Origin of the sequence: Modestobacter versicolor, assembly GCF_041028285.1 — a bacterium.
In the GTDB taxonomy this organism is placed as follows: Bacteria; Actinomycetota; Actinomycetes; order Mycobacteriales; family Geodermatophilaceae; genus Modestobacter; species Modestobacter versicolor_A.
On the sequence record NZ_JABGDB010000001.1, the window covers coordinates 176,228 to 196,277 of the forward strand.

The window sequence follows — 20,050 nt, forward strand, 5'->3', positions numbered from 1 at the left end:
ACGCAGCACGGGCCGGCACCCCGAGGGGTACCGGCCCGTCCTCTCAGCTGGCGGGGACCGCACCGGCGCGCAGGGCGCCGAGCAGGTCGTGGTTCAGCCGCGAGATCGTCTCCATCGAGATGCCCTTGGGGCAGACCGCGGAGCACTCGCCGATGTTGGTGCAGCCGCCGAAGTCCTCGGCGTCCTGCTGGCCGACCATCCGCAGCACCCGGGTGTCGCGCTCCGGCTGGCCCTGCGGCAGCAGCCCGAGGTGGGCCACCTTGGCGGCCGTGAACAGCATCGCCGAGCCGTTGGGGCAGGCCGCGACGCAGGCACCGCAGCCGATGCAGGTGGCCGCGTCGAACGCGTTGTCGGCGTCCTTCTTCGGCACCGGCACCGCGTGGGCCTCGGGTGCGGTCCCGGTCGGGACGCTGATGTACCCGCCGGCGGAGATGATCCGGTCCAGCGCCGACCGGTCGACGACCAGGTCCTTGACGACCGGGAAGCCACCGGAGCGCCACGGCTCGATGTCGATCGTGTCGCCGTCCTTGAACGACCGCATGTGGAGCTGGCAGACCGTCGCCTGCTCCGGGCCGTGCGCGATGCCGTCGATCATCAGACCGCAGGAGCCGCAGATGCCCTCACGGCAGTCGTGGTCGAACGCGATCGGGTCGTCGCCGTCGAGGATCAGCTTCTCGTTGAGCACGTCCAGCATCTCGAGGAACGACATGTCCGGGGAGACCTCGGTGACCTGGTAGGTCACCATCTTCCCCTTCTTGGTCTTGTCCCGCTGCCGCCAGACCCGCAGGGTCAGATTCACTTGTAGCTCCGCTGTGCGAGGTGGATGTACTCGTACTCGAGGGCCTCGCGGTGCAGCACCGGCGGGGTCCCGTCCGGGGTGTGCTCCCAGGCCGCGACGTAGGCGAACGCGTCGTCGTCGCGGAGGGCCTCGCCCTCGGGGGTCTGGCTCTCGGCGCGGAAGTGGCCACCGCAGCTCTCGTTGCGGTGCAGGGCGTCGACGCACATCAGCTCGGCGAGCTCGATGAAGTCGGCGACCCGGCCCGCGTGCTCCAGGTTCTGGTTGAAGATGCCCTGCTCACCGGAGACCTTGACGTTGGTCCAGAACTCCTGCTTGAGCTCGGGGATCCGGTCCAGCGCCTTGCGCAGGCCCTCCTCGGAGCGCTCCATGCCGCAGAGGTCCCACATCAGCCGGCCCAGCTCGCGGTGGAACGAGGCGACGGTGCGGGTGCCGTTGATCGACAGCAGCTTCTCGGTCTGCACGCGAACCGCGGTCTCGGCCTCCACCACCGCGGGGTGGCTCGCCTCCACCTTGGGGAACGGGCCGTCGGCGAGGTAGTTGGCCAGGGCGTTCGGCAGCACGAAGTAGCCGTCGGCCAGGCCCTGCATCAGCGCGCTGGCACCGAGCCGGTTGGCGCCCTGGTCGGAGAAGTTCGCCTCACCGATCACGAACAGGCCCGGGATGTTGGACTCCAGGTCGTAGTCGACCCACAGCCCGCCCATCGTGTAGTGGACCGCCGGGTAGATCCGCATCCCGGTCTCGTAGGCGTCCTCACCGGTGATCCGGTTGTACATGTCGAAGAGGTTGCCGTACTTGGCCTCGATGGTGCTGCGGCCCAGCCGCTCGACGGCGTCGGAGAAGTCCAGGTAGACGCCCAGCCCGTTCGGGCCCACACCGCGGCCCTCGTCGCAGACGTTCTTGGCCTGGCGCGAGGCGATGTCGCGGGGCACCAGGTTGCCGAACGCCGGGTACTTGCGCTCGAGGAAGTAGTCCCGCTCGTCCTCGGCGATCTGCCGCGGGTCGCGGTCGTCGCCGCGCTCCTTGGGCACCCAGACGCGGCCGTCGTTGCGCAGCGACTCGCTCATCAGCGTCAGCTTCGACTGGTAGTCGCCGCTGACCGGGATGCAGGTGGGGTGGATCTGCGTGTAGCAGGGGTTGGCGAAGTACGCGCCCCGCTTGTGCGCCCGCCAGGCGGCCGTGACGTTGGAGCCCTTGGCGTTCGTGGACAGGTAGAAGACGTTGCTGTACCCGCCGGAGGCGAGCACGACGGCGTCGGCCAGGTGGGTGCTGATCTGCCCGGTGATCAGGTCGCGGACGACGATGCCGCGGGCCCGGCCGTCGACGACGACCAGGTCGAGCATCTCGGTGCGGCCGTGGGTCTCGACGTTGCCGAGGCCGATCTGCCGCTCGAGGGCCTGGTAGGCGCCGTAGAGGAGCTGCTGGCCGGTCTGGCCGCGGGCGTAGAAGGTGCGCGAGACCTGGGCGCCACCGAAGGACCGGTTGTCCAGCAGGCCGCCGTACTCCCGCGCGAACGGCACGCCCTGGGCCACGGCCTGGTCGATGATGTTCGCGCTGACCTCGGCCAGCCGGTAGGAGTTGCTCTCCCGGGAGCGGAAGTCGCCGCCCTTGACCGTGTCGTAGAAGAGCCGGTGGACGCTGTCGCCGTCGTTCCGGTAGTTCTTCGCGGCGTTGATGCCGCCCTGCGCGGCGACGCTGTGCGCGCGCCGGGGGCTGTCCTGGAACCAGAAGTTCTGGACCCGGTAGCCGGCCTCGGCCAGCGTGGCGGCGGCGGAGCCACCGGCCAGGCCGGTGCCGACGACGATGACCGACAGCCGCCGGCGGTTCGCCGGGTTGACCAGCCGGGCCCGGAACTTCCGCTCCTCCCACATCTGCGGGACGGGGACGTCGCGGGGTGCCTTGGTGTCGGCGATCGGCTCGCCGACGGTGAAGAGCTCGAGCGTCATGTCAGATCCCGTCAGTCGATCAGGCCGAAGGCGATGGACAGCGGCACGATGAGGAAGCCCACGGTGATCACACCGGAGACGGCGTAGGCGATCCCGTTCACGGCCCGCTCACGGCGCTTGTTGGTCTGCCCGAGCGTCTGGGTGGCGGCGAAGACGCCGTGCCGCAGGTGCAGGCCCAGCAGGACCAGCGCGAGCACGTAGAAGAGCGTGATCGGGATGTTCTGGAAGCTGGCGACGAGCCGGTCGTACGGGGTGGCGTCTGACCCGGCGGGGTTCACCGCACCGAAGGTGAGGTCGAGGATGTGCCAGATGATGAACAGCGCGATGATCACGCCGCCCCAGCGGACGGTGCGCGAGGCGAAGCTCTGCTGCACCCGCTTCTTGGTCACGTAGGCCACCGGGCGGGCGCGGCGCGCCTGGCGCCACAGCGAGATCGCCGCCCAGAAGTGCGCGACCACGGACACCACGAGCACCAGCCGGATGATCCAGAGGAGCGTCTCCTCCGGCACGGCCGGCTCACCGATCGTGCGGATCCAGTGGGAGTACTCGTTGAACTCCTCGGCGCCCTGGAAGGCGTGCAGGTTGCCGACCATGTGCGCGATCAAGTACAGGATCATGATGATCCCGCTGACCGCCATCACGGCCTTCTTCACGACCGAGTTGCTGAACCTGCCGGTCTTCGGGGTCTTGCGTGGTGCCTGCTGCGTCGTCACTGTCGCCACAGGGCCACGGTAGGCCCACTTCCCACGTGACACCCAGGTGAACCCGCCGTGACACACCTCATGTAAGGCCAGCCTCACCAGCGGCTTCACCCCGGGACGGCGTCCGGAGGAGGGCGGGCACCCCTGCTGACAGCGGGGCCCGCGGTGGAGGAAGATCGCCGGCGACCCAGTCGAGTGCTCCGAGAGCGCCTCCGAGAGGACGACGACGTGCCAGGACCCACCCGCGGCTTCCTCGGACGCCGCCGCACCGCCAGCGACCCACGGCTGCCCCCCGGGCAGTACGACGTGGGTGGCGACTGGCCGGTGCTGACCGCCGAGCCCACGCCCCGGATCACCCCGGAGACGTGGTCGATCACCGTCGACGGCGAGGTGGCGAACCCGACCACCTGGAGCTGGGACGAGGCGCACGCGCTGCCCGGCGCCGAGTACCGCGGCGACATCCACTGCGTCACCACCTGGTCGAAGTTCGACACCACCTTCGGGGGCATCAGCGTCGACTCGCTGCTGGACGTCGCCCAGCCGACGGAGGAGGGCCGGTTCGTGATGGCCACCTCCAAGACCGGCTACACGACCAACCTGCCGATCGAGGACGTCACCGGCGGCAAGGCGTGGATCGTCTGGGAGTTCGACGGCAAGCCGCTGACCGCCGAGCACGGTGGGCCGGTGCGGATGCTCGTGCCGCACCTGTACTTCTGGAAGAGCGCCAAGTGGATCAGCAGGATCACGGTCCTGAAGCGCGACCAGCAGGGCTTCTGGGAGCAGAACGGCTACCACGACCGGGGCGACCCGTGGAAGCAGCAGCGGTACCAGGGTGACTAAGGACCTCACTGCCCCCCACCACTCGCACGCTCGCGGCGGGACCCTGCAGTGACGCCATCAGAGCCTCCGATCGGTGACCCGGGGGTGCAGCCGGGGCGGGCGCCGGCCGGCGGGTGGACGACGGCGACGGTGGCCGGCCTCCGGCGTCCGATCGCGCGCTCGGTGGAGCTGCGCCTCGACGTCCACGACCGGCTCGACCACCTGCCCGGTCAGCACTACGTCGTGCGGCTCACCGCCGACGACGGCTACACCGCGCAGCGGTCCTACTCGGTCGCGTCGGCACCGGGCGACCCGCTGGTCGAGCTGTTCGTCGAGCGGCTGGACGACGGCGAGGTGTCCACCTACCTCGCCGACGTGGTCGAGCCCGGCGACGAGCTGGAGGTGCGCGGCCCGATCGGGGGCTGGTTCGTCTGGGACGGTGAGACCCCGGCGCTGCTGGTCGGCGGCGGCACCGGCGTCGTCCCGCTGGTGGCGATGGTGCGGCACGCCCGTGACCTCGGCCGGCTCGACCTGCTCCGGGTGGCGGTGTCGGCACGCACGCTGGCCGAGCTGCCCTACGCCGACGAGCTCGCCGCGGCCGGTGCGCTGGTCGTGACCACCCGCGAGGCGCACGGCATCCGGCCTGCCGCCCGGCTGACCGCGATGGACCTGCTCCCGCTGTGGGAGCCGGGGCAGACCGCCTTCGTCTGCGGGTCGGCCGGGTTCGCCGAGGCGGCCAGCCAGCTGCTCGTCGGGCTCGGCATCCCGGCGCCCTCGGTGCGGGTCGAGCGCTTCGGGCCCTCGGCCCTGGAGCTGCCGAAGCGCTGACCCGGGCGCGTCGGCGTACGTCCGGACGCGTAGCCGGACGTCGGGGAACCGGGGTGTTCCCCGATGTCCGGGCCGGCTGCCCGCTCCTACGTTCGGCGGCATGGACTCCCTGGCTCTCCGGCCGGCGCCCCCGGTCCGGTCCCGCCGGCCGCGGGTCTCGCTGTGGCTGCTGCGGGTCGTGCTCACGGCGCAGCTGGTCACCGCGGTGACCCTGCCGGTGCTGGCCGGGCTGTTCCTGGGCGGCGACGTCGACGCGGTCGTCTGGCACGGCATCGCCGGTGGCCTGCTCGTGCTGCTCGGGGTGACCACCGCGGTGGTCGCGGGGGCCTACGTGCTCGGCGGACGTGGCCGGTGGTGGGTGCTGCCGGTCGCCGTCCTCGCGGCGGCCGCCGAGGTGGTCCAGCTGACGTTCGGGTACGCCGGCACCCTGTCGGTGCACGTGCCCCTCGGCGTGGGCGTGGTGACCGCCGTGGTGGTGCTCACCGGCTGGGCGTGGAGCCCGGCCGCCCGGCGGCCGCGGTGAGCGGGCTGTCCCGGCGCGGCTTCCTCGGCCTGGCCGGGGCGGCCGGACTGGGGCTGGCCGGCTGCGCCGCGCTGGACCTGGACACCCCTCCCGGGCAGACGGGGGAGCAGCTGGCCAGCGCGGTGCCGCTGCCCCGGTCGTTCCAGGTGCCGCTGCCGGTGCCCCCGGTCGCCCGGGTGGTGGGCACCCGGGACGGCGCCGACCTGGTCGAGCTGACCCAGCGCCAGGGCACCGCAGAGCTGCTGCCGGGGGTGCGGACCACGGTCTGGGGCTACGACGGGGTCTTCCCCGGGCCCACGGTCGAGGGGCGGCGGGGCCGCCCGCTCGTCGTCCGGCACCGCAACGAACTGCCGGTGCCCACCGTCGTCCACCTGCACGGTGGGCACACCCCGCCCGAGCACGACGGCTGGCCGCTGGACCTCGTCGTCCCGATGGGCGACACCACCGGCTGGACGCCGCACCACGGCACCGGCTCGCTGGCCGTCGGTGTCCGCGAGCACCGCTACCCGCACGACCAGCGGGCCGCGACGCTCTGGTACCACGACCACCGGATGGACTTCACCGGTCCGGCCGTCTACCGCGGGCTGGCCGGGTTCCACCTCGTCCGGGACGAGGTCGAGGACGCCCTGCCGCTCCCGCGCGGCGACCGCGAGCTGCCGCTGATGATCTGCGACCGGGCCTTCGGCGCCGACGGCGAGCTCGCCTACCCCGCGCGGGACCCGGCGCTCCGGCACGAGCCGGGGGTCGCCGACGAGTGGATGGAGGGCGTGCTCGGCGACGTCGTCCTGGTCAACGGGGCCGCGTGGCCGGTGCACGAGGTCGACGCCGCCCGCCACCGGCTGCGGCTGCTGAACGCCGCCAACGCCCGCCGCTTCCAGCTGGCGCTCCGCGTCGACGGCGGGGGCGACCTGCCGTTCACCCAGATCGGCTCGGACCTCGGGCTGCTGGCCGCGCCGGTCGGGCACCGGTCGCTCACCCTGGCGCCGGCCGAGCGGTCCGACGTCCTGGTCGACTTCTCGGCGGTGCCGGTCGGGACGGCGGTGACGATGGTGAACGAGCTGGGGGAGGGGCGGACCGGCGAGGTCATGCGCTTCCGCGTGGCGCGCCGGGCCGTGGACGACAGCCGGGTGCCCGACCGGCTTGCGGAGGTGGAGACGCTGGTGCCGGGGCGGGTGCGGCGGGAGTTCGTCTTCGAGCGCGGCAGCGTCGGCCGGCACAGCGGCTGGACGGTCAACGGCCTGCCGTTCGACCCGGACGCCTCCCAGGCCGACGTGCCGCTCGGGCAGACCGAGACCTGGCGCTTCCGCACCGACGTCCACCACCCGGTGCACGTCCACCTGGACGGCTTCCAGGTGCTGAGGCGCGGCCCGGGCGGTCCCGGCCCCTCCGACGCCGGGTGGAAGGACACCGTCGACGTGCGGCCGCGGGAGGTCGTGGAGGTCGCCGTCCGGTTCACCGGCCACCGCGGCCGCTACGTCGTGCACTGCCACAACCTCGAGCACGAGGACATGGCGATGATGGCGACGATCCGCACCGTGTGAACCGCGTGTCCGGCGGTCCCGGGCGTGCGGATCTGCTGGGGTGGCCGCCGACGGCGGACCACAGGAGGCAGCGGGTGATCGAGCTGGTCGGGCTGACCAAGCGCTACCGGTCGCGGACCGCGGTGGACGACCTCACGGTCACCGTCGAGCCCGGCCGGGTCACCGGATTCCTCGGGCCGAACGGGTCGGGCAAGACCACGACGATGCGCTGCGTGCTCGGCCTCACCCGCCCGACCGCCGGGACGGCGCGGGTGCTCGGCGTGCCCTACGCCGAGCTGCCGGTGCCGATGCGCGCGGTCGGCGCGCTCGTCGACCCCCGGGCGCGGCACCCCGGCCGGACCGCGTACGCCCACCTCCTCGCGCTGGCGCAGAGCAACCACCTGCCGCGCAGCCGGGTCGAGGAGGTGGTGGAGCTGGTCGGCCTGGAGTCGGTGGCCGACCAGCGGGTGCGCGGCTTCTCCCTGGGCATGGGGCAGCGGCTGGGCATCGCGGTGGCGCTGCTCGGCGACCCGGAGGTGCTGCTGTTCGACGAGCCGGTCAACGGGCTGGACCCCGACGGTATCCGCTGGGTGCGGGGGCTCCTGCGGGACCTGGCCGCCGAGGGCCGCACCGTGCTGGTGTCCAGCCACCTGATGAGCGAGATGCAGGACACCGCGGACCACCTGGTGGTGCTCGGCCGCGGACGGCTGCTGGCCGACCTGCCGATGGCCGAGCTGCTCGGTGCCGATGCCGTCGTCCGGGTGCGCACGCCCGCGCCCGCTGCCCTGGCCGGCGCCCTGCACCGGGCCGGTGCGCAGGTGGCGGCCGACGCCGACGGCACGCTGCAGGTGCGCGGGCTGGACCTCGCGCAGGTGGGCGACGTCGCCTTCGCCGCCGGCGTCCGGCTGCACGAGCTGACCCGGGTCGCCACCTCGCTGGAGGCCGCGTACCACGCGCTCACCGGCGCCGACGTCGAGTACCGGACGGGGGAGCGGTGAGCGGTGCTGTGCCGGCGCACGCGGTGCTGCGGTCGGAGTGGACCAAGCTCGTCTCGCTCCGCTCCACCTGGGCGTCCGCGGCGGTCTACGTGCTGGTGGCCGGCGCGTTCGGCTGGCTGGCGGCGGCGACCACGCCGGCCGCCGACAGCGCGAGCGATGCGGTGCGGATCGCGCTGATCGGGTTCGGCTTCGCACAGTTCGCGGTGGTCGTGGTGGCCGCGACGGCGTCCGCCGGGGAGTTCGCCGGCGGGCTGGTGCTCGCCTCGCTGACCGCGGTGCCCCGGCGGGTGCGCTGGCTGGCGGCCAAGACCGGCGTGGTCGCCGGCGCGGTCGCCGTCCTGACGGCGGTGCTGGTCGGGGTCTGCTGGCTGGCAGCACGGACGCTGACCGCGGTGCCCGGCGGCATCCCGCCGGCCGGCGGCGGGGTCGGTCGCGCGCTGCTGCTCCAGGTGGCCGGCGCGGCGCTGACCGCGGTGCTGGCGGTCGCGCTGGGCACCCTGCTGCGGTCGACCGCCGGCGCGGTCGGCACCGGCACCGCGCTGGTCTTCCTGCTGCCGCTGCTGCTGCCGCTGTTCGGGCGCACCGGCGAGCGGCTTGCGGAGGCGATGCCGGTGCTGCGGGTCGGCGGCGACCCGTTCCTCGCCGCCGGCACCGGCTGGCAGGCCGGGCTGGCGGTCACCGCCGCCTGGGCCGCCGGGACGTGGCTGCTCGCCGCCGTCCTGCTCGTGCGCCGCGACGTCTGAGAGGACCACCTGCCTCCCCACGCCTCGCAGGCTCGGCGCGGGCCCCTGGAGGGTGGCCGTTCCATCTCCCACCAGACGGGTACGCCGGGCCGCATGGCACAGGAGCAGGACGCGGCGCGCCGGGAGCTCGGGGACAGCGGGGGGCCGACGGAGGACCAGCTGCAGGAGGCCTTCGACACCATCGTCAGCGAGGGGGCCCAGCGGCTGCACCGCACCTGGCGGGAGGTGCTGACCACCGGGCTGGCCGGCGGGCTGGAGATCGGCTTCGGCGTCGTGCTGCTGTTCGCCGTGTACGCCGAGACCGGCAGCCACCTGCTCGCCGGCCTGGCCTTCGGCGTCGGGTTCGTGGCGCTGGTGCTGGCCCGCAGCGAGCTGTTCACCGAGGGTTTCCTGGTGCCGGTGACCGCGGTCGTCGCCGGCCGGGCGAGCACCCGGCAGCTGGCCAAGCTGTGGAGCGGCACGCTGGTGGCCAACCTGGTCGGCGGCTGGGCGCTGATGTGGCTGGTCGTGCACGCGCTGCCGGACCTGCGGGCGACGGCGGTGGAGAGCGCCACGACCTTCGTCACCGCCCCGCTGGACCTGGAGTCGGCCGCCCTGGCGTTCCTCGCCGGCATCGCGATCACCCTGATGACCCGGATGCAGCACGGCACCACCTCGGACGTCGCGAAGATCGTCGCGGCGTTCGCCGGTGCCCTGGTGCTCGCCGGGCTGCAGCTGTTCCACTCGATCCTGGACTCGCTCATCGTCTTCGCAGCGCTGCACGCCGGCGCCCCGTTCGGCTACGGCGACTGGCTGGCCTGGTTCTGGTACGTGACCCTGCTCAACATGGCCGGCGGTCTGCTGGTGGTCACCCTGCTCCGGCTGGTGCGCAGCAAGGACATGATCGAGCGGGAGCGCGCCGCAGCCGGCGCCTAGGGCGTGTCCCCCGAGTCGATGGACGCCGGAGCCGTCGTCCTGGCCGTCGTTCTTGCCTGGACCCGCATCTGGGAGACACGCGCTAGCGGCTGACCGACTCCAGCACCTCGGCGAGTTCCGCCGGTCGGCTCACCATCGGCCAGTGCCACGTCGGGAGCTCGACGTGAGTCCAGTCGCCGTCGACCATGTGCGCGAACACCGGTGCGTGTGGCGCCATCTGGTGCAGTTGCTCGAGGCTGAAGCTGCACAGGACTCCCGTCCGTGGCAGCCGTTCCCAGGCGCCGGTGAGCGCGACCGGCTGGGTGGCGGTGCGCCAGGGCTGCGGCTGCGAGCCTTCGACCAGCGCGGCGACGGCAGCGTCGTCGACCTCGGCCACCTCGGCGGCGAGTGCGGCCCAGGGCGGTGGCGGGAGCTTCCAGCCTTCGCCGTGTGTCAGGACCAGATCGTCGTTGGCCGCGCGCGCGTCGGGTCCCTCGAAGTCGGCCTGTGCCATGCCGTCCGGCAGGGGCCCCGAGTCGACGTAGACCAGGCGCGCCACGCGCTCCGGCACGCGGTCCGCCGCACCGGTCGTCACGAGGGCGCCGTAGCTGTGGCCGACGAGCACGACGTCGTGCAGGTCCTGCTGCTCGAGCAGGTGCACGACGTCGTCGATGTGGGTCGTCAGGTCGGTCTCGGGCGAGGCGAGGTGGGCGCGTTCGCCCATTCCTGGGAGGTCGACGGCGTGCACGACGTGGCCCCGCTCACGCAGCGAGTCTGCGACGGGGCTCCAGACCCAGGCGCCGAGCCAGAAGCCGGGGACGAGGACGTAGGTGGCGGTGTTCATGGCGGCCACGCTAGGCTGGAATGCGGACAGGATCCGCCCGGTATGCAGGGTCTGTGCCTCAGCTCCTTCCCGGCAGCGACGAGGAGGGCCGTGACCCGCCCCACCGCTCGGGTGCTGGCCATGCTGGAGCTGCTCCAGACGGGCGGGCAGCGCACCGTCGGCGACCTCGCTGCCCGGCTCGGGGTCGACGAGCGGACGGTGCGGCGTTATGCCGAGCACCTCGCCGACCTCGGCATCCCCGTCCAGGCGCAGCGGGGCAGGTACGGCGGCTACCGGCTCTCCCCGGGCTACAAACTGCCGCCGCTGATGCTCACCGATGACGAGGCCGTCGCCGTCGTGCTGGGCCTCAGGGCCGCAGAACGCGCGGGGCTCGCCACCACCGACCACGCAGCAGCGGCGAGCGCACTGGCCAAGGTGTCGCGGGTACTGCCGCGGGCCCTGGGCCAGCGGCTGGACAGCTTGCTGTCGACCGCACAGTTCACGAGCCCGGTGCGGTCCACCGCTCCCGCCGGCGCCGACGCGCTGCTCGGTCTCGCCTCGGCTGCGCAGGCGCGGCGCACCGTCGTGATCGCGTACACCGCCTGGGACGGGCGGGAGTCGCAGCGTGAGCTCGACGTCTACGGCTTGGTCTTCCACTCCGGTCGGTGGTACGTCACCGGACGCGACCACGGCCGCAACGACCTGCGGACCTTCCGACTGGACCGCATCGCCTCGGTCGAGCAGGGCGACGGCTCCTACCTCGTGCCGGCTGACTTCGACGCCACGACGCACGTCGTGTCGGGCATCGCCGCGGTCGGGTGGTCGCACGAGGTCTCCGTCGTGCTGCGGACCACCCTCGCGGATGCGGGCGCTCGACTGCCCCGGAGCGCGGGACGGCTGAGCGAGCACGTCGACGGTGTGCTCCTCGAGACGCGCGCCGAGCGCCTCGACGGCATGGCCTGCATGTTGGCCGGGCTCGGCTGGGACTTCGAGGTGATCACCCCGGACGCTCTGCGCGACGAGGTCCTCGCCCTGTCCGACCGCCTCCGGATCAGCGCGGTGCGCCGCGCCGTCGAGGGCACCAGGGCGACGCCGCACAGTCCTCGAGGGCACCACCCGTCCGCACAGCGGGGCCCCGTACGACGCGCCGAGGCCGGGGCCCTGGACCTGACGCCACCGAGGGACACGCCCTAGCCGCGGGCGGCCCGGCGCATGGCGACGACGTAGCGGTCCAGGGCGAGGGTCTGCACCCGGTGGGCGACCGGGCCGCCGAGCCGGGCGAGCCGGGTGGCCAGCCGGGCGAAGGCGCGCAGCTCGTAGACGACGGCGCCGTCCGGGCGCAGCGAGACGACGAAGGACTCCTCGCCGCTCTCCGGGTGCCCGGGCAGCGTGCCGTAGCCGAAGCCGCGGCGGTCGGGTTCGTCGACCACCCAGACCACCCGGCACGGGACGTCGAGCCCCAGCCGGCGCAGCCCCGCGGTCATCAGGACGACGGTGCCCGGGGTGCTGGCCGGCCCGCTCGCCTGGATCCGCAGGCCAGCGCCGCGCTGCGCCGTCCAGCGGAACACCGCGGCCGACGCCCGGTCGAACTCCGCGCGCCCGGAGCCGATGACGTGCTCGCGCTCGACGTGGTCGTAGCCGGCCGGCAGCACGGCGTCCCGGGTCGCGCCCTGCTCGGCGTAGGTGAACGGTGCGCCGGCCAGCTGGGCGAGCGTCGTGCGACGGAGGATCCCCACCGGGTCAGTGTGCGGGCCTCGGGGTACCGGGCGCTGCATGGGCGAGGCGCTGGTGGTCGGGGCGAGCAGCGACATCGGGGCGGCCGTCGTCCGCGCGCTCACCGCGGCGGGGCACGACTGCACCGGCTGGGGGAGGGACGTGGCACGGCTGCCGGCCAGGTCGCGCGTCGTCGACCTGCTCTCCCCGGCCGCGGTGGACGCCGCGCTGGCCGGGCTGCCCGCCCGGCTGTCGGTCGTCGTGTACGCCGCGGGGCTGTTCGACTGGGCACCGGCCGACGAGGGCGACCCGGACGTGTGGGACGAGCTGCTCACGGTGAACCTGGCCGCCGCGATGCGGGTGACCCGCGGGGTGCTGCCGGCCCTGCTGGCCGGTGCGCCGTCGTCCCTGGTGCTGCTCGGGTCGGGTGCGGCGCACGCCGCCTTCGCCGGCAACCCCGCCTACGTCGCCAGCAAGCACGGGCTGGCGGGGTTCGCCCGGTCGGTGTTCCTCGACGTCCGCGACCGGGACGTCGCGGTGACCCTGCTGTCCCCGGGACTGGTCGCGGCCGGTGCGGGGCTGCGCGCGCCGGGCGTCGACCCGGCGCGGCTGCTGCGTCCGGACGACGTCGCCGACGCCGTGGCCTGGGTCGTCGGCACGCCGGCGCACGTCTGCCCGGTGGAGGTGCAGCTCCAGCCGCAGCGGACGGCATAGGGTCGGCGCACTGTGCTCGCCGCCGTCACCGCCACCCGCTACGTCACCCCGCTGCGCGAGGGTGGCTCGCTGCCGGGGCTCATGGAGGCCGACGACCTCGGCACCTACGTGGTCAAGTGGCGGGCCGCCGGCCAGGGCGTGAAGGTGCTCGCCGCCGAGGTGGTCTGCGGCGAGCTGGCCCGCCGGCTGTCCCTGCCGGTGCCCGCGCTGGTGACCGTCGACGTCGCCCCGGAGCTGGCGGTGGGGGAGCCGGACCAGGAGGTCCAGGAGCTGCTGCGCAACTCCGCCGGGGTCAACCTCGGCATGGACTACCTGCCCGGTGCGCTGGACTTCGAGGCCGGTGCGGCCCGGGTCGGCGCGGAGCTGGCCGGCCGGGTGCTGTGGTTCGACGCCCTCGTCGGCAACGTCGACCGGTCCTGGCGCAACCCGAACATGCTGTTCTGGCACGGCCGGCTGCACCTGATCGACCACGGCGCGGCGCTGACCTTCCACCACAACTGGCCCGGCGCGCCCGCCGCCGTGGCCCGCCCCTACGACGCCGCCCAGCACGCGCTGGTCGAGTGCGAGCCCGACGTGCGCGCCGCCGACGCCGCGCTGGCGCCGCTGGTCACCCGGGCGCTGCTCACCGACGTGCTCGGCCAGGTGCCCGACGCCTGGCTGGAGGGCCCCGACCCGGACGACGCCCCGGACGACGTCCGCGAGCGCTACGCCGCCCAGCTGCTGGACCGGCTGGCCGCCCGGGACGCGTGGCTGCCCGGCGTTGTCGCCGCGGCCGCGGCCGGAGGAGCCGGCCGGCGCACCGCGCCGCGCGGGCAGAACCGGCCGACCTGGCTCGGCCCGCCGCCCCCCGAGGGGGTCACCCAGCGATGACCGGCCGGGAGACCTTCGAGTACGCGGTGCTGCGGGTGGTGCCGCGGGTGGAGCGGGGCGAGTCGCTGAACGCCGGGGTGCTCGTCTACTGCCGGCAGCGCGACTACCTCGGCTCGCGGGTGCACCTGGACGTCGACCGGCTGCGCGCGCTGGACCCGACCGCCGACCCGCTGGCGATCACCGCCGCCCTGCAGGCCGCCGCCGACGTCTGCTCGGCCGCCGTCGGTGCCGGTGCCGCCGGGCGGGAGGCGCTGGGGTCGCGGTTCCGCTGGCTCACCGCGCCGCGGAGCACCGTCGTCCAGCCCGGGCCGGTGCACACCGGGCTCACCGCCGACCCGGACGCCGAGGCCGACCGCCTGCTGCGGCTGCTCGTCCTGCCCGTCACCGACTGACAACTCGCGCGACGTGGGACCCGTCGGCTGGCAGTGTGCGGCGTCGTGACCGTCCTGCTGCGCCCCGAGCGACCGAGCGACCGGGTCGAGGTCCACGCGCTGCACCGCGCGGCCTTCGGCGACCACGGCGACGCGGTGGTCGGCCTGCTCGACGGGCTGTCCCCGGGTCTGTCGCTGGTGGCCGAGGACGACGGCCGCGTCGTCGGGCACGTCCGGTTCTCCCCGGCCCTGCTCGACGCGCCGCGGCAGCTGGTGCCGGTGCAGACGCTCAGCCCACTGGCGGTGCTGCCCGAGCGGCAGCGGCAGGGGATCGGCGCGAGCCTGGTCCGGGCCGGCCTCGAGCAGCTGGCCGCGAGCGGGGTGCCGGTCGTCTTCCTGGAAGGCGACCCGGCCTACTACGGCCGGCTCGAGTTCGTCGCCGGTGCGGGTCTCGGCTTCCGCCGGCCGTCGCTGCGGGTCCCCGAGCCGGCGTTCCAGGCCGTGCTGTTGCCGGCTCACGAGCCGTGGATGACCGGGACCCTGGTGTACCCCGACGTCTTCTGGCGCCACGATGCGGTGGGCCTGCGCTGATCAGGCGCAGAACTCGTTGCCCTCCGGGTCGCGCAGCACCGCCCAGTGCGTGCCGAGCTCCGTCCTGGTCTCCACGTGCGTCGCCCCCAGCGCGGTGAGGCGTGCGACCGCTGCGGCCACCCGCTGCTCCTGCTCGGGCAGCGGCACCCGCTGGCCGCCGCCGGCCAGCAGGTCCAGGTGCACCCGGTTCTTCGCGGCCTTGGCCTCCGGGACCCGCTGCACGTAGACCCGCGGCTGGGTCTCGTCGTCGTTGTCCAGCGCGAAGCCGGCGCCCCACTCCTCCTCGGGCACGCCCTGGGCCCGCAGCCAGGTCGGCCAGTCGGGTGCGCCGTCGGGCGGGACGGGCAGGCGGTAGCCGCGGTCGGCCAGCGCGGCGGCCCAGAAGGTGGCCAGCCGCTGGGTGTCCTGGGCGTCGAGGACGATCTGGACGGGGCGCATCCCCCGATCGTGCATCGTGTCCTGGCCGTCGACCAGACCGTCGGTCACGGAGGTCTCCGCGCTCGGGCCCCACCCGGCACGCCCGACGACACGCCCGGCGCGACACGCCGGTCTCGTCCCACGCGCCACACAGGTCACCCCGGCTTCGTCCGCCGTTCACCTGGTGGGTGGGTCGGTCCTCCTACCGTCCGTCGGGACGTCCCCCCGACCAGAGGACCCCCATGACGGACATCGTCCCCGCTCGCCGTCGGCTCCTGCTGCCGCTGCTCAACTCGGTCCGGCACGGCACCCGGAGCCACACGACGTGCTTCTACAAGTGCGGCAACGCCTGCGACGCCCAGGTGCCGAACAAGACGGACAACCCGACGATCGGGGAGGTCATCGAGGGTGCCTTCAGCAGGCGGAGCATGCTCAAGGCCGCCGGCGCCGGTGCGCTGCTCGTGGCGGCGGGCCCGCTGCGGTCCACCCCCGCGCTGGCCAGCGGCGGGGCGGATGCGGGCTGGGCGGACGTCGGCTGGCAGCCGGCTGCGGACGCGCCGCTGACCTTCCAGCCGGTCGAGCAGAACCTGCTGGACGAGCTGGTCACCGCGGCCGGCTACGAGTACGGCGTCGTGATGCGCTGGGGTGACCCGGTCGAGCGCGACGCGCCGGAGTTCGACGTCGACGCCCAGACGCCGGAGGCCCAGGCCAAGCAGTTCGGCTACAACTGCGACTACATCGGGCTGCTGCCGCTGGGCCGCGACGGGCACCGTGCGCTGCTGGTCGTCAACCACGAGTACACCAACGAGCAGCTCATGTTCGCCGGCGTCGCCGACGAGGCCGCACCCACCACCGTGGAGCAGAAGCGCATCGCGATGATGGCCCACGGGATCTCGGTGGTCGAGGTCCGCCGGGACGGCGGCACGGGCAACTGGCGGCCCGAACGCCGGGGCAAGCGCAACCGCCGGGTCACCGCGATGACCACCTTCGAGCTGACCGGTCCGGCCGCCGGCTCCGAGTACGTGCGGACCAGCGCCGACCCCGCGGGCCGGACGGTGCTCGGCACGCTGAACAACTGCGCCGGCGGGATGACACCGTGGGGCACCACCCTGCACGGCGAGGAGAACTTCAACCAGTACTTCGGCACCTCGGCGGCGATCACGGAGGACCCCCGGGAGCCCCGGCTGGGCCGCTACGGCGTCAGCGCCGAGGACGCCGCCGTCCGCGGCTGGGAGCAGGTCGACCCGCGGTTCGACCTGGCGAAGGAGCCCAACGAGGTCAACCGCTTCGGCTGGGTGGTCGAGCTGGACCCCTACGACCCGCAGTCCACCCCGAAGAAGCGCACGGCGCTCGGCCGCTTCAAGCACGAGGGGGCGAACGTCCAGATCGCCGAGGACGGACGGGTGGTCGCCTACTCGGGCGACGACGAGCGCTTCGACTACGTCTACAAGTTCGTGTCGCGGAAGAGCTACCGGCCCGGCGACGACCCGGCCTCGCGGGCGCACAACATGACGCTGCTGGAGGAGGGGGACCTCTACGTCGCACGGTTCACCGGCGACTCGCCGTCCGAGCAGGTCGACGGCCTCGCGACGGTGCCGGCCGACGGCGAGTTCGACGGGACCGGCCAGTGGATCCCACTGGTGGAGGACGGGCAGTCGATGATCCCGGGCAAGTCGGTGCCGTGGGTGCTCACCTTCACCCGGCTGGCCGCCGACCGGCTGGGCAAGCAGCTGGACGCCAACGGCGACTTCCCGGACCCGGCTGCCCCCGTGGTCGTCGACCCGGCCAGGGTGCCGACCCGGATGGACCGGCCCGAGGACATCCAGGTCAACCCGGTCAACGGCCGGGTCTACGCGGCGCTGACCAACAACTCCCAGCGCACGGTCGCCGACGAGGCGAACCCGGTGGCCCGCTCGTTCGCCTTCGACCTCGAGGACGGCACCTACGAGGAGCGCACCGGCAACCGCAACGGCCACGTGCTGGAGTGGCTGGAGACCGACGGCATCGCCGGCGACGACTTCTACTGGCGGGTCTTCATCGTGGCCGGTGACCCGGGCAGCCCCGGGACGTACTTCGCCGGCTTCGACAAGACGCAGGTCAGCGCCATGTCGTGCCCGGACAACCTGGAGTTCGACCCGGCCGGCAACCTGTGGATCTCCACCGACGGCAACGTGCTCTCCACCCGGAACCAGGAGGCGGGCACGTTCGCCGGGACGAACGACGGGCTCTTCGCCGTGCCGACGGCCGGGCCCGAGCGGGGCCACCTGAAGGCGTTCCTCACCGTGCCGGTCGGCGCCGAGTGCAGCGGTCCGCTCATCACCTCCGACGCCCGTTCGGTCTTCGTCTCGGTGCAGCACCCGGGGGAGACGACCGGGGCGACGCGGGACACGCCGTCGAGCACCTGGCCGGACCGGCTCGCCGACCGGCCGTTCCCGCGCCCCAGCGTGGCGGTCGTCTTCCGCACCGACGGGGGCCGGGTCGGCAGCTGACCTGCGGACGGGGTCCGGTCGCTGCCCGCGGCCGGACCCCGTCCCGGGTCGGTCGGCTCAGCCCACCGGTGTGCCGGCCAGCAGCCGCAGCAGACCCTCGCGGTCCGGCCCCGCGGGAGGGGCTGGCGGGTGCTCGCCGGCCGTCCGCACCGCCCGCTCGGCCAAGCCCGGGCGGCTGAACACCTCGGCCGGCAGCACGAGGCAGCCGACGATCTCCAGCATCGCCCGGAACAGCTCCGCGTCGTGGCCGGCCGCCCGCGCCAGCGCCGGCCCCAGCGCTGCCCGGCCCTCCGGCGGGGCGGGCGTCCGGCCCTCGAGCAGCGCGCGGACCTCGGCCAGCCGGGCCCGGTCGACCGCCAGCGTCGCGCGGTACCAGGGCGTCAGCCGGCTCTGCACCGCGTCGTCCCAGCGCTCGGCGAACTCCCGCGGGTCGTCGTCCGTCCCCTCCCGGAGGGCGTCGCGCAGGCACACCGCCTGCATCAGCCCCATGCTGATGCCGCGGCCGAGCGAGGGGTTGGTGCAGGCCCAGGCGTCGCCGACCGCGACCAGCCCGGTGACCACGGGCGAGCCGTCCACCACCGCCCGGGTCCACCGGTCGAGCACGCCGGCCATCGGCAGCACCCCGGTCATCGGCTCGCCGTCCAGCCAGTGGGCGTGCTGCGGGCAGGCGGCCACGACCGCCGTCCAGACGTCGGGGTGCCGCAGTTCGGTCAGCGGCCGGTCGTGCGAGTCGATGACCAGCGTGACCGACCAGGTGCCCCGGTCGGCCGGCAGCGTGAGCAGGGAGAACGTCCCGACGTGGGTCTGCAGGCTCGCCCGCACCTGGGGCAGGCCGCCGTCCGCGGACCGGAAGAAGCGGGTGTAGTAGCCGAACCCCGAGTCCGTCGCCTCCTCCTGCGGGGGCCGGTCACCGGCGGCCCGCAGCCAGCCGGCCAGCGGCGACCGGCGGCCGGTGGCGTCGACGACGAGGTCGGCGACCAGCCGGGAGCCGTCGGTGGTGCGCACGCCGGTCACCTGGACGGCGCCGTCCACCCGCCGGCTGACCAGGCCCTCGACCTCGACGCCCCGGTCGACGCGCAGCCGCGGTGCTCCCGCGGCCCGCTGGGCGACCACCTGCTCGAGCGTGGTCCGGCGGGCGGTCACCGTGCCGAACCGGTCGTCGTCCGGGCGGCGCTCCAGCGGTCCGACGGACGGTGGGGCGCTGCGCAGCGGGTCGTGGCGGAGCGCCCCGGCGTCGAGGAGTGCGTCCCGGACGTCGGGCAGCTCGGCGTCGAGCACCCGCGCGGACCGGGGCTGCAGGTAGTGCGCCTGGTGGAACTGGGCCACCCCGGGGCGGCTCCAGCCCTCCCACGCCGCAGCGGGGGAGTCCGGCACAGGGCCGGGGTCCCGCTCCAGCACCCGGACGTCGTGCCCGTCCCGGGCGAGCACCATGCCGGTGGCCAGGCCGCACACACCGCCGCCGAGCACCACGATCGAAGCCATGCCGTCCTCCTCAGGGGGAGGCGGCGTCGGGGTCAGCTGGTCGGCCCACCCGGGGGGAGCGGGCCGAAGAAGCCGATGATCCGGCGCAGCATCCCGTCGCCGTCCAGTTCCCCGAAGTCCGTGCCCTCCAGCGCCACCGAACCGTCCGGCGCGCGCAGCTGCCAGCCGAAGCGGAGGTGGCCGTCGTGCTCGTCGACGCCGCTGACCACCTCGAGCCGGGCACCCGGCTGCTCGGCCTGGAAGCCGCCGATGTGGTCGGCCAGCCCGTCCCGGCCGGTCGCCCGGCCGATCGGGTCGCAGTAGACCCCGTCCTCGGCCCAGCAGCGCTCCAGGAGCGCCCGGCGGGCGGCGGGATCGGTCTCCAGCCAGGCCCGGGCGTAGTCCTCGACGGCGCTGGCGACGGCGGTCGTGGTCACCGTCGGGAAGCTACTCGCGCCGACCGTGCGTGGCGGTGCATCCGCGGCGGCGGTGCGGTGGGTCAGCGCGCCGTCACGGATCGGAGGTGAGCGGGGTCAGCCCGGGTAGAGCGCGTCCACCCGGCGGGCCAGGTCCAGGTCCAGCTCGGTGAGCCCGCCGGCCGAGTGGGTGACGACCGCGACCCGCAGCTCGGTCCAGCGCAGGTCCATGTCCGGGTGGTGGTCGAGCAGCTCGGCGACGTCGGCGATGGCGCTGACCGCCTCGACGGCCGCTCGGAAGGTGGGCAGCTGCACGGTGCGTTCGATGCCGTCCGGGCCGCCGGACCACAGCGGCAGCGCGCTCAGCGCGGCGGTGACGTCGTCGGGGGACAGGCGCGGGGGTCGGGGCATCGCCCC

General features: G+C 74.2%; 22 protein-coding genes. 13 read left to right on the forward strand and 9 right to left on the reverse strand.

Features of this window, described 5'->3' with window-relative positions:
• Window positions 1–43: 43 nt before the first annotated feature.
• From HL054_RS00920 to HL054_RS00930, 3 genes are read right to left on the reverse strand one after another with little or no spacing between them, the layout of a single operon-like run.
• Window positions 44–799 (reverse strand): succinate dehydrogenase/fumarate reductase iron-sulfur subunit, encoded by a 756-nt coding sequence (locus tag HL054_RS00920; protein ID WP_369136805.1) that lies wholly within the window; start codon window positions 797–799, stop codon window positions 44–46.
• A complete protein-coding gene (locus tag HL054_RS00925) occupies window positions 796–2,742 on the reverse strand; it encodes a fumarate reductase/succinate dehydrogenase flavoprotein subunit (RefSeq protein ID WP_369136806.1) in 1,947 nt (648 codons plus the stop codon). The genes HL054_RS00920 and HL054_RS00925 overlap by 4 nt, the downstream gene beginning before the upstream one ends.
• Window positions 2,743–2,753: 11 nt before the next feature.
• On the reverse strand, window positions 2,754–3,464 hold the full coding sequence (locus tag HL054_RS00930; RefSeq protein WP_369136807.1) for a succinate dehydrogenase cytochrome b subunit: 711 nt from the start codon (window positions 3,462–3,464) through the stop codon (window positions 2,754–2,756).
• 207 nt (window positions 3,465–3,671) lie between these two features.
• Here HL054_RS00930 and HL054_RS00935 point away from each other — a divergent pair, with 207 nt between their 5' ends.
• The 7 genes from HL054_RS00935 (at window position 3,672) to HL054_RS00965 (ending at window position 9,789) form a co-directional block, all read left to right on the forward strand.
• A complete protein-coding gene (locus HL054_RS00935) occupies window positions 3,672–4,283 on the forward strand; it encodes a sulfite oxidase-like oxidoreductase (RefSeq protein ID WP_369136808.1) in 612 nt (203 codons plus the stop codon).
• 48 nt (window positions 4,284–4,331) lie between these two features.
• Window positions 4,332–5,090: an FAD-binding oxidoreductase gene (locus tag HL054_RS00940; protein ID WP_369136809.1), complete on the forward strand. Its 759-nt coding sequence runs from the start codon at window positions 4,332–4,334 to the stop codon at window positions 5,088–5,090.
• Window positions 5,091–5,190: 100 nt separating this feature from the next.
• Window positions 5,191–5,613, forward strand: a complete 423-nt coding sequence (locus tag HL054_RS00945) for a hypothetical protein (protein WP_369136810.1) — start codon at window positions 5,191–5,193, stop codon at window positions 5,611–5,613.
• Complete coding sequence (locus tag HL054_RS00950) at window positions 5,583–7,154, forward strand: multicopper oxidase family protein (RefSeq protein ID WP_369136811.1); 1,572 nt, start codon at window positions 5,583–5,585, stop codon at window positions 7,152–7,154. The genes HL054_RS00945 and HL054_RS00950 overlap by 31 nt, the downstream gene beginning before the upstream one ends.
• 74 nt (window positions 7,155–7,228) lie before the next feature.
• Window positions 7,229–8,131: an ABC transporter ATP-binding protein gene (locus tag HL054_RS00955; protein ID WP_369136812.1), complete on the forward strand. Its 903-nt coding sequence runs from the start codon at window positions 7,229–7,231 to the stop codon at window positions 8,129–8,131.
• The gene (locus HL054_RS00960; protein WP_369136813.1) at window positions 8,128–8,874 is read left to right on the forward strand and encodes a hypothetical protein; all 747 of its coding nucleotides are present in this window, start codon (window positions 8,128–8,130) and stop codon (window positions 8,872–8,874) included. Before HL054_RS00955 ends, HL054_RS00960 begins: the two co-directional genes overlap by 4 nt.
• Before the next feature lie 93 nt (window positions 8,875–8,967).
• Window positions 8,968–9,789 (forward strand): formate/nitrite transporter family protein, encoded by an 822-nt coding sequence (locus HL054_RS00965; protein ID WP_369136814.1) that lies wholly within the window; start codon window positions 8,968–8,970, stop codon window positions 9,787–9,789.
• Between the two features lie 82 nt (window positions 9,790–9,871).
• Here HL054_RS00965 and HL054_RS00970 read toward each other — a convergent pair whose 3' ends face one another.
• On the reverse strand, window positions 9,872–10,612 hold the full coding sequence (locus HL054_RS00970) for an alpha/beta fold hydrolase (protein WP_369136815.1): 741 nt from the start codon (window positions 10,610–10,612) through the stop codon (window positions 9,872–9,874).
• A 42-nt stretch (window positions 10,613–10,654) separates the two neighbouring features.
• On the opposite strand from HL054_RS00970, the gene HL054_RS00975 reads away from it, so the two are divergent.
• Window positions 10,655–11,785 carry a helix-turn-helix transcriptional regulator gene (locus HL054_RS00975; RefSeq protein ID WP_369136816.1) on the forward strand — a complete coding sequence of 377 codons (1,131 nt, stop codon included), beginning with the start codon at window positions 10,655–10,657 and terminating at the stop codon, window positions 11,783–11,785.
• Here the strand turns inward: HL054_RS00975 and HL054_RS00980 are convergent.
• The gene (locus tag HL054_RS00980) at window positions 11,782–12,327 is read right to left on the reverse strand and encodes a DUF1990 family protein (RefSeq protein ID WP_369136817.1); all 546 of its coding nucleotides are present in this window, start codon (window positions 12,325–12,327) and stop codon (window positions 11,782–11,784) included. The genes HL054_RS00975 and HL054_RS00980 overlap by 4 nt on opposite strands.
• Before the next feature lie 37 nt (window positions 12,328–12,364).
• On the opposite strand from HL054_RS00980, the gene HL054_RS00985 reads away from it, so the two are divergent.
• From HL054_RS00985 to HL054_RS01000, 4 genes are read left to right on the forward strand one after another with little or no spacing between them, the layout of a single operon-like run.
• Window positions 12,365–13,018, forward strand: a complete 654-nt coding sequence (locus HL054_RS00985) for an SDR family oxidoreductase (RefSeq protein WP_369136818.1) — start codon at window positions 12,365–12,367, stop codon at window positions 13,016–13,018.
• Window positions 13,019–13,030: 12 nt separating this feature from the next.
• Complete coding sequence (locus tag HL054_RS00990; RefSeq protein WP_369136819.1) at window positions 13,031–13,888, forward strand: HipA family kinase; 858 nt, start codon at window positions 13,031–13,033, stop codon at window positions 13,886–13,888.
• A complete protein-coding gene (locus HL054_RS00995; RefSeq protein WP_369136820.1) occupies window positions 13,885–14,280 on the forward strand; it encodes a DUF3037 domain-containing protein in 396 nt (131 codons plus the stop codon). The genes HL054_RS00990 and HL054_RS00995 overlap by 4 nt, the downstream gene beginning before the upstream one ends.
• A 45-nt stretch (window positions 14,281–14,325) precedes the next feature.
• Window positions 14,326–14,850 (forward strand): GNAT family N-acetyltransferase, encoded by a 525-nt coding sequence (locus tag HL054_RS01000; RefSeq protein ID WP_369136821.1) that lies wholly within the window; start codon window positions 14,326–14,328, stop codon window positions 14,848–14,850.
• On the opposite strand, the gene HL054_RS01005 is transcribed toward HL054_RS01000, so the two are convergent.
• Window positions 14,851–15,336, reverse strand: a complete 486-nt coding sequence (locus tag HL054_RS01005; RefSeq protein ID WP_369136822.1) for a VOC family protein — start codon at window positions 15,334–15,336, stop codon at window positions 14,851–14,853.
• A gap of 173 nt (window positions 15,337–15,509) precedes the next feature.
• Between HL054_RS01005 and HL054_RS01010 the strand changes: the two genes are divergently transcribed.
• On the forward strand, window positions 15,510–17,756 hold the full coding sequence (locus HL054_RS01010) for a PhoX family protein (RefSeq protein ID WP_369136823.1): 2,247 nt from the start codon (window positions 15,510–15,512) through the stop codon (window positions 17,754–17,756).
• A 57-nt stretch (window positions 17,757–17,813) separates the two neighbouring features.
• On the opposite strand, the gene HL054_RS01015 is transcribed toward HL054_RS01010, so the two are convergent.
• The 3 genes from HL054_RS01015 to HL054_RS01025 all read right to left on the reverse strand — a co-directional run bounded on the left by HL054_RS01015 (window position 17,814) and on the right by HL054_RS01025 (window position 20,044).
• Window positions 17,814–19,238, reverse strand: coding sequence for an FAD-dependent oxidoreductase (locus HL054_RS01015; RefSeq protein WP_369136824.1), 1,425 nt, complete (start codon window positions 19,236–19,238; stop codon window positions 17,814–17,816).
• A 32-nt stretch (window positions 19,239–19,270) separates the two neighbouring features.
• Window positions 19,271–19,654, reverse strand: a complete 384-nt coding sequence (locus HL054_RS01020; protein WP_369136825.1) for a nuclear transport factor 2 family protein — start codon at window positions 19,652–19,654, stop codon at window positions 19,271–19,273.
• A gap of 96 nt (window positions 19,655–19,750) precedes the next feature.
• Window positions 19,751–20,044 carry a 4a-hydroxytetrahydrobiopterin dehydratase gene (locus tag HL054_RS01025; protein WP_369136826.1) on the reverse strand — a complete coding sequence of 98 codons (294 nt, stop codon included), beginning with the start codon at window positions 20,042–20,044 and terminating at the stop codon, window positions 19,751–19,753.
• Window positions 20,045–20,050: the final 6 nt, after the last annotated feature.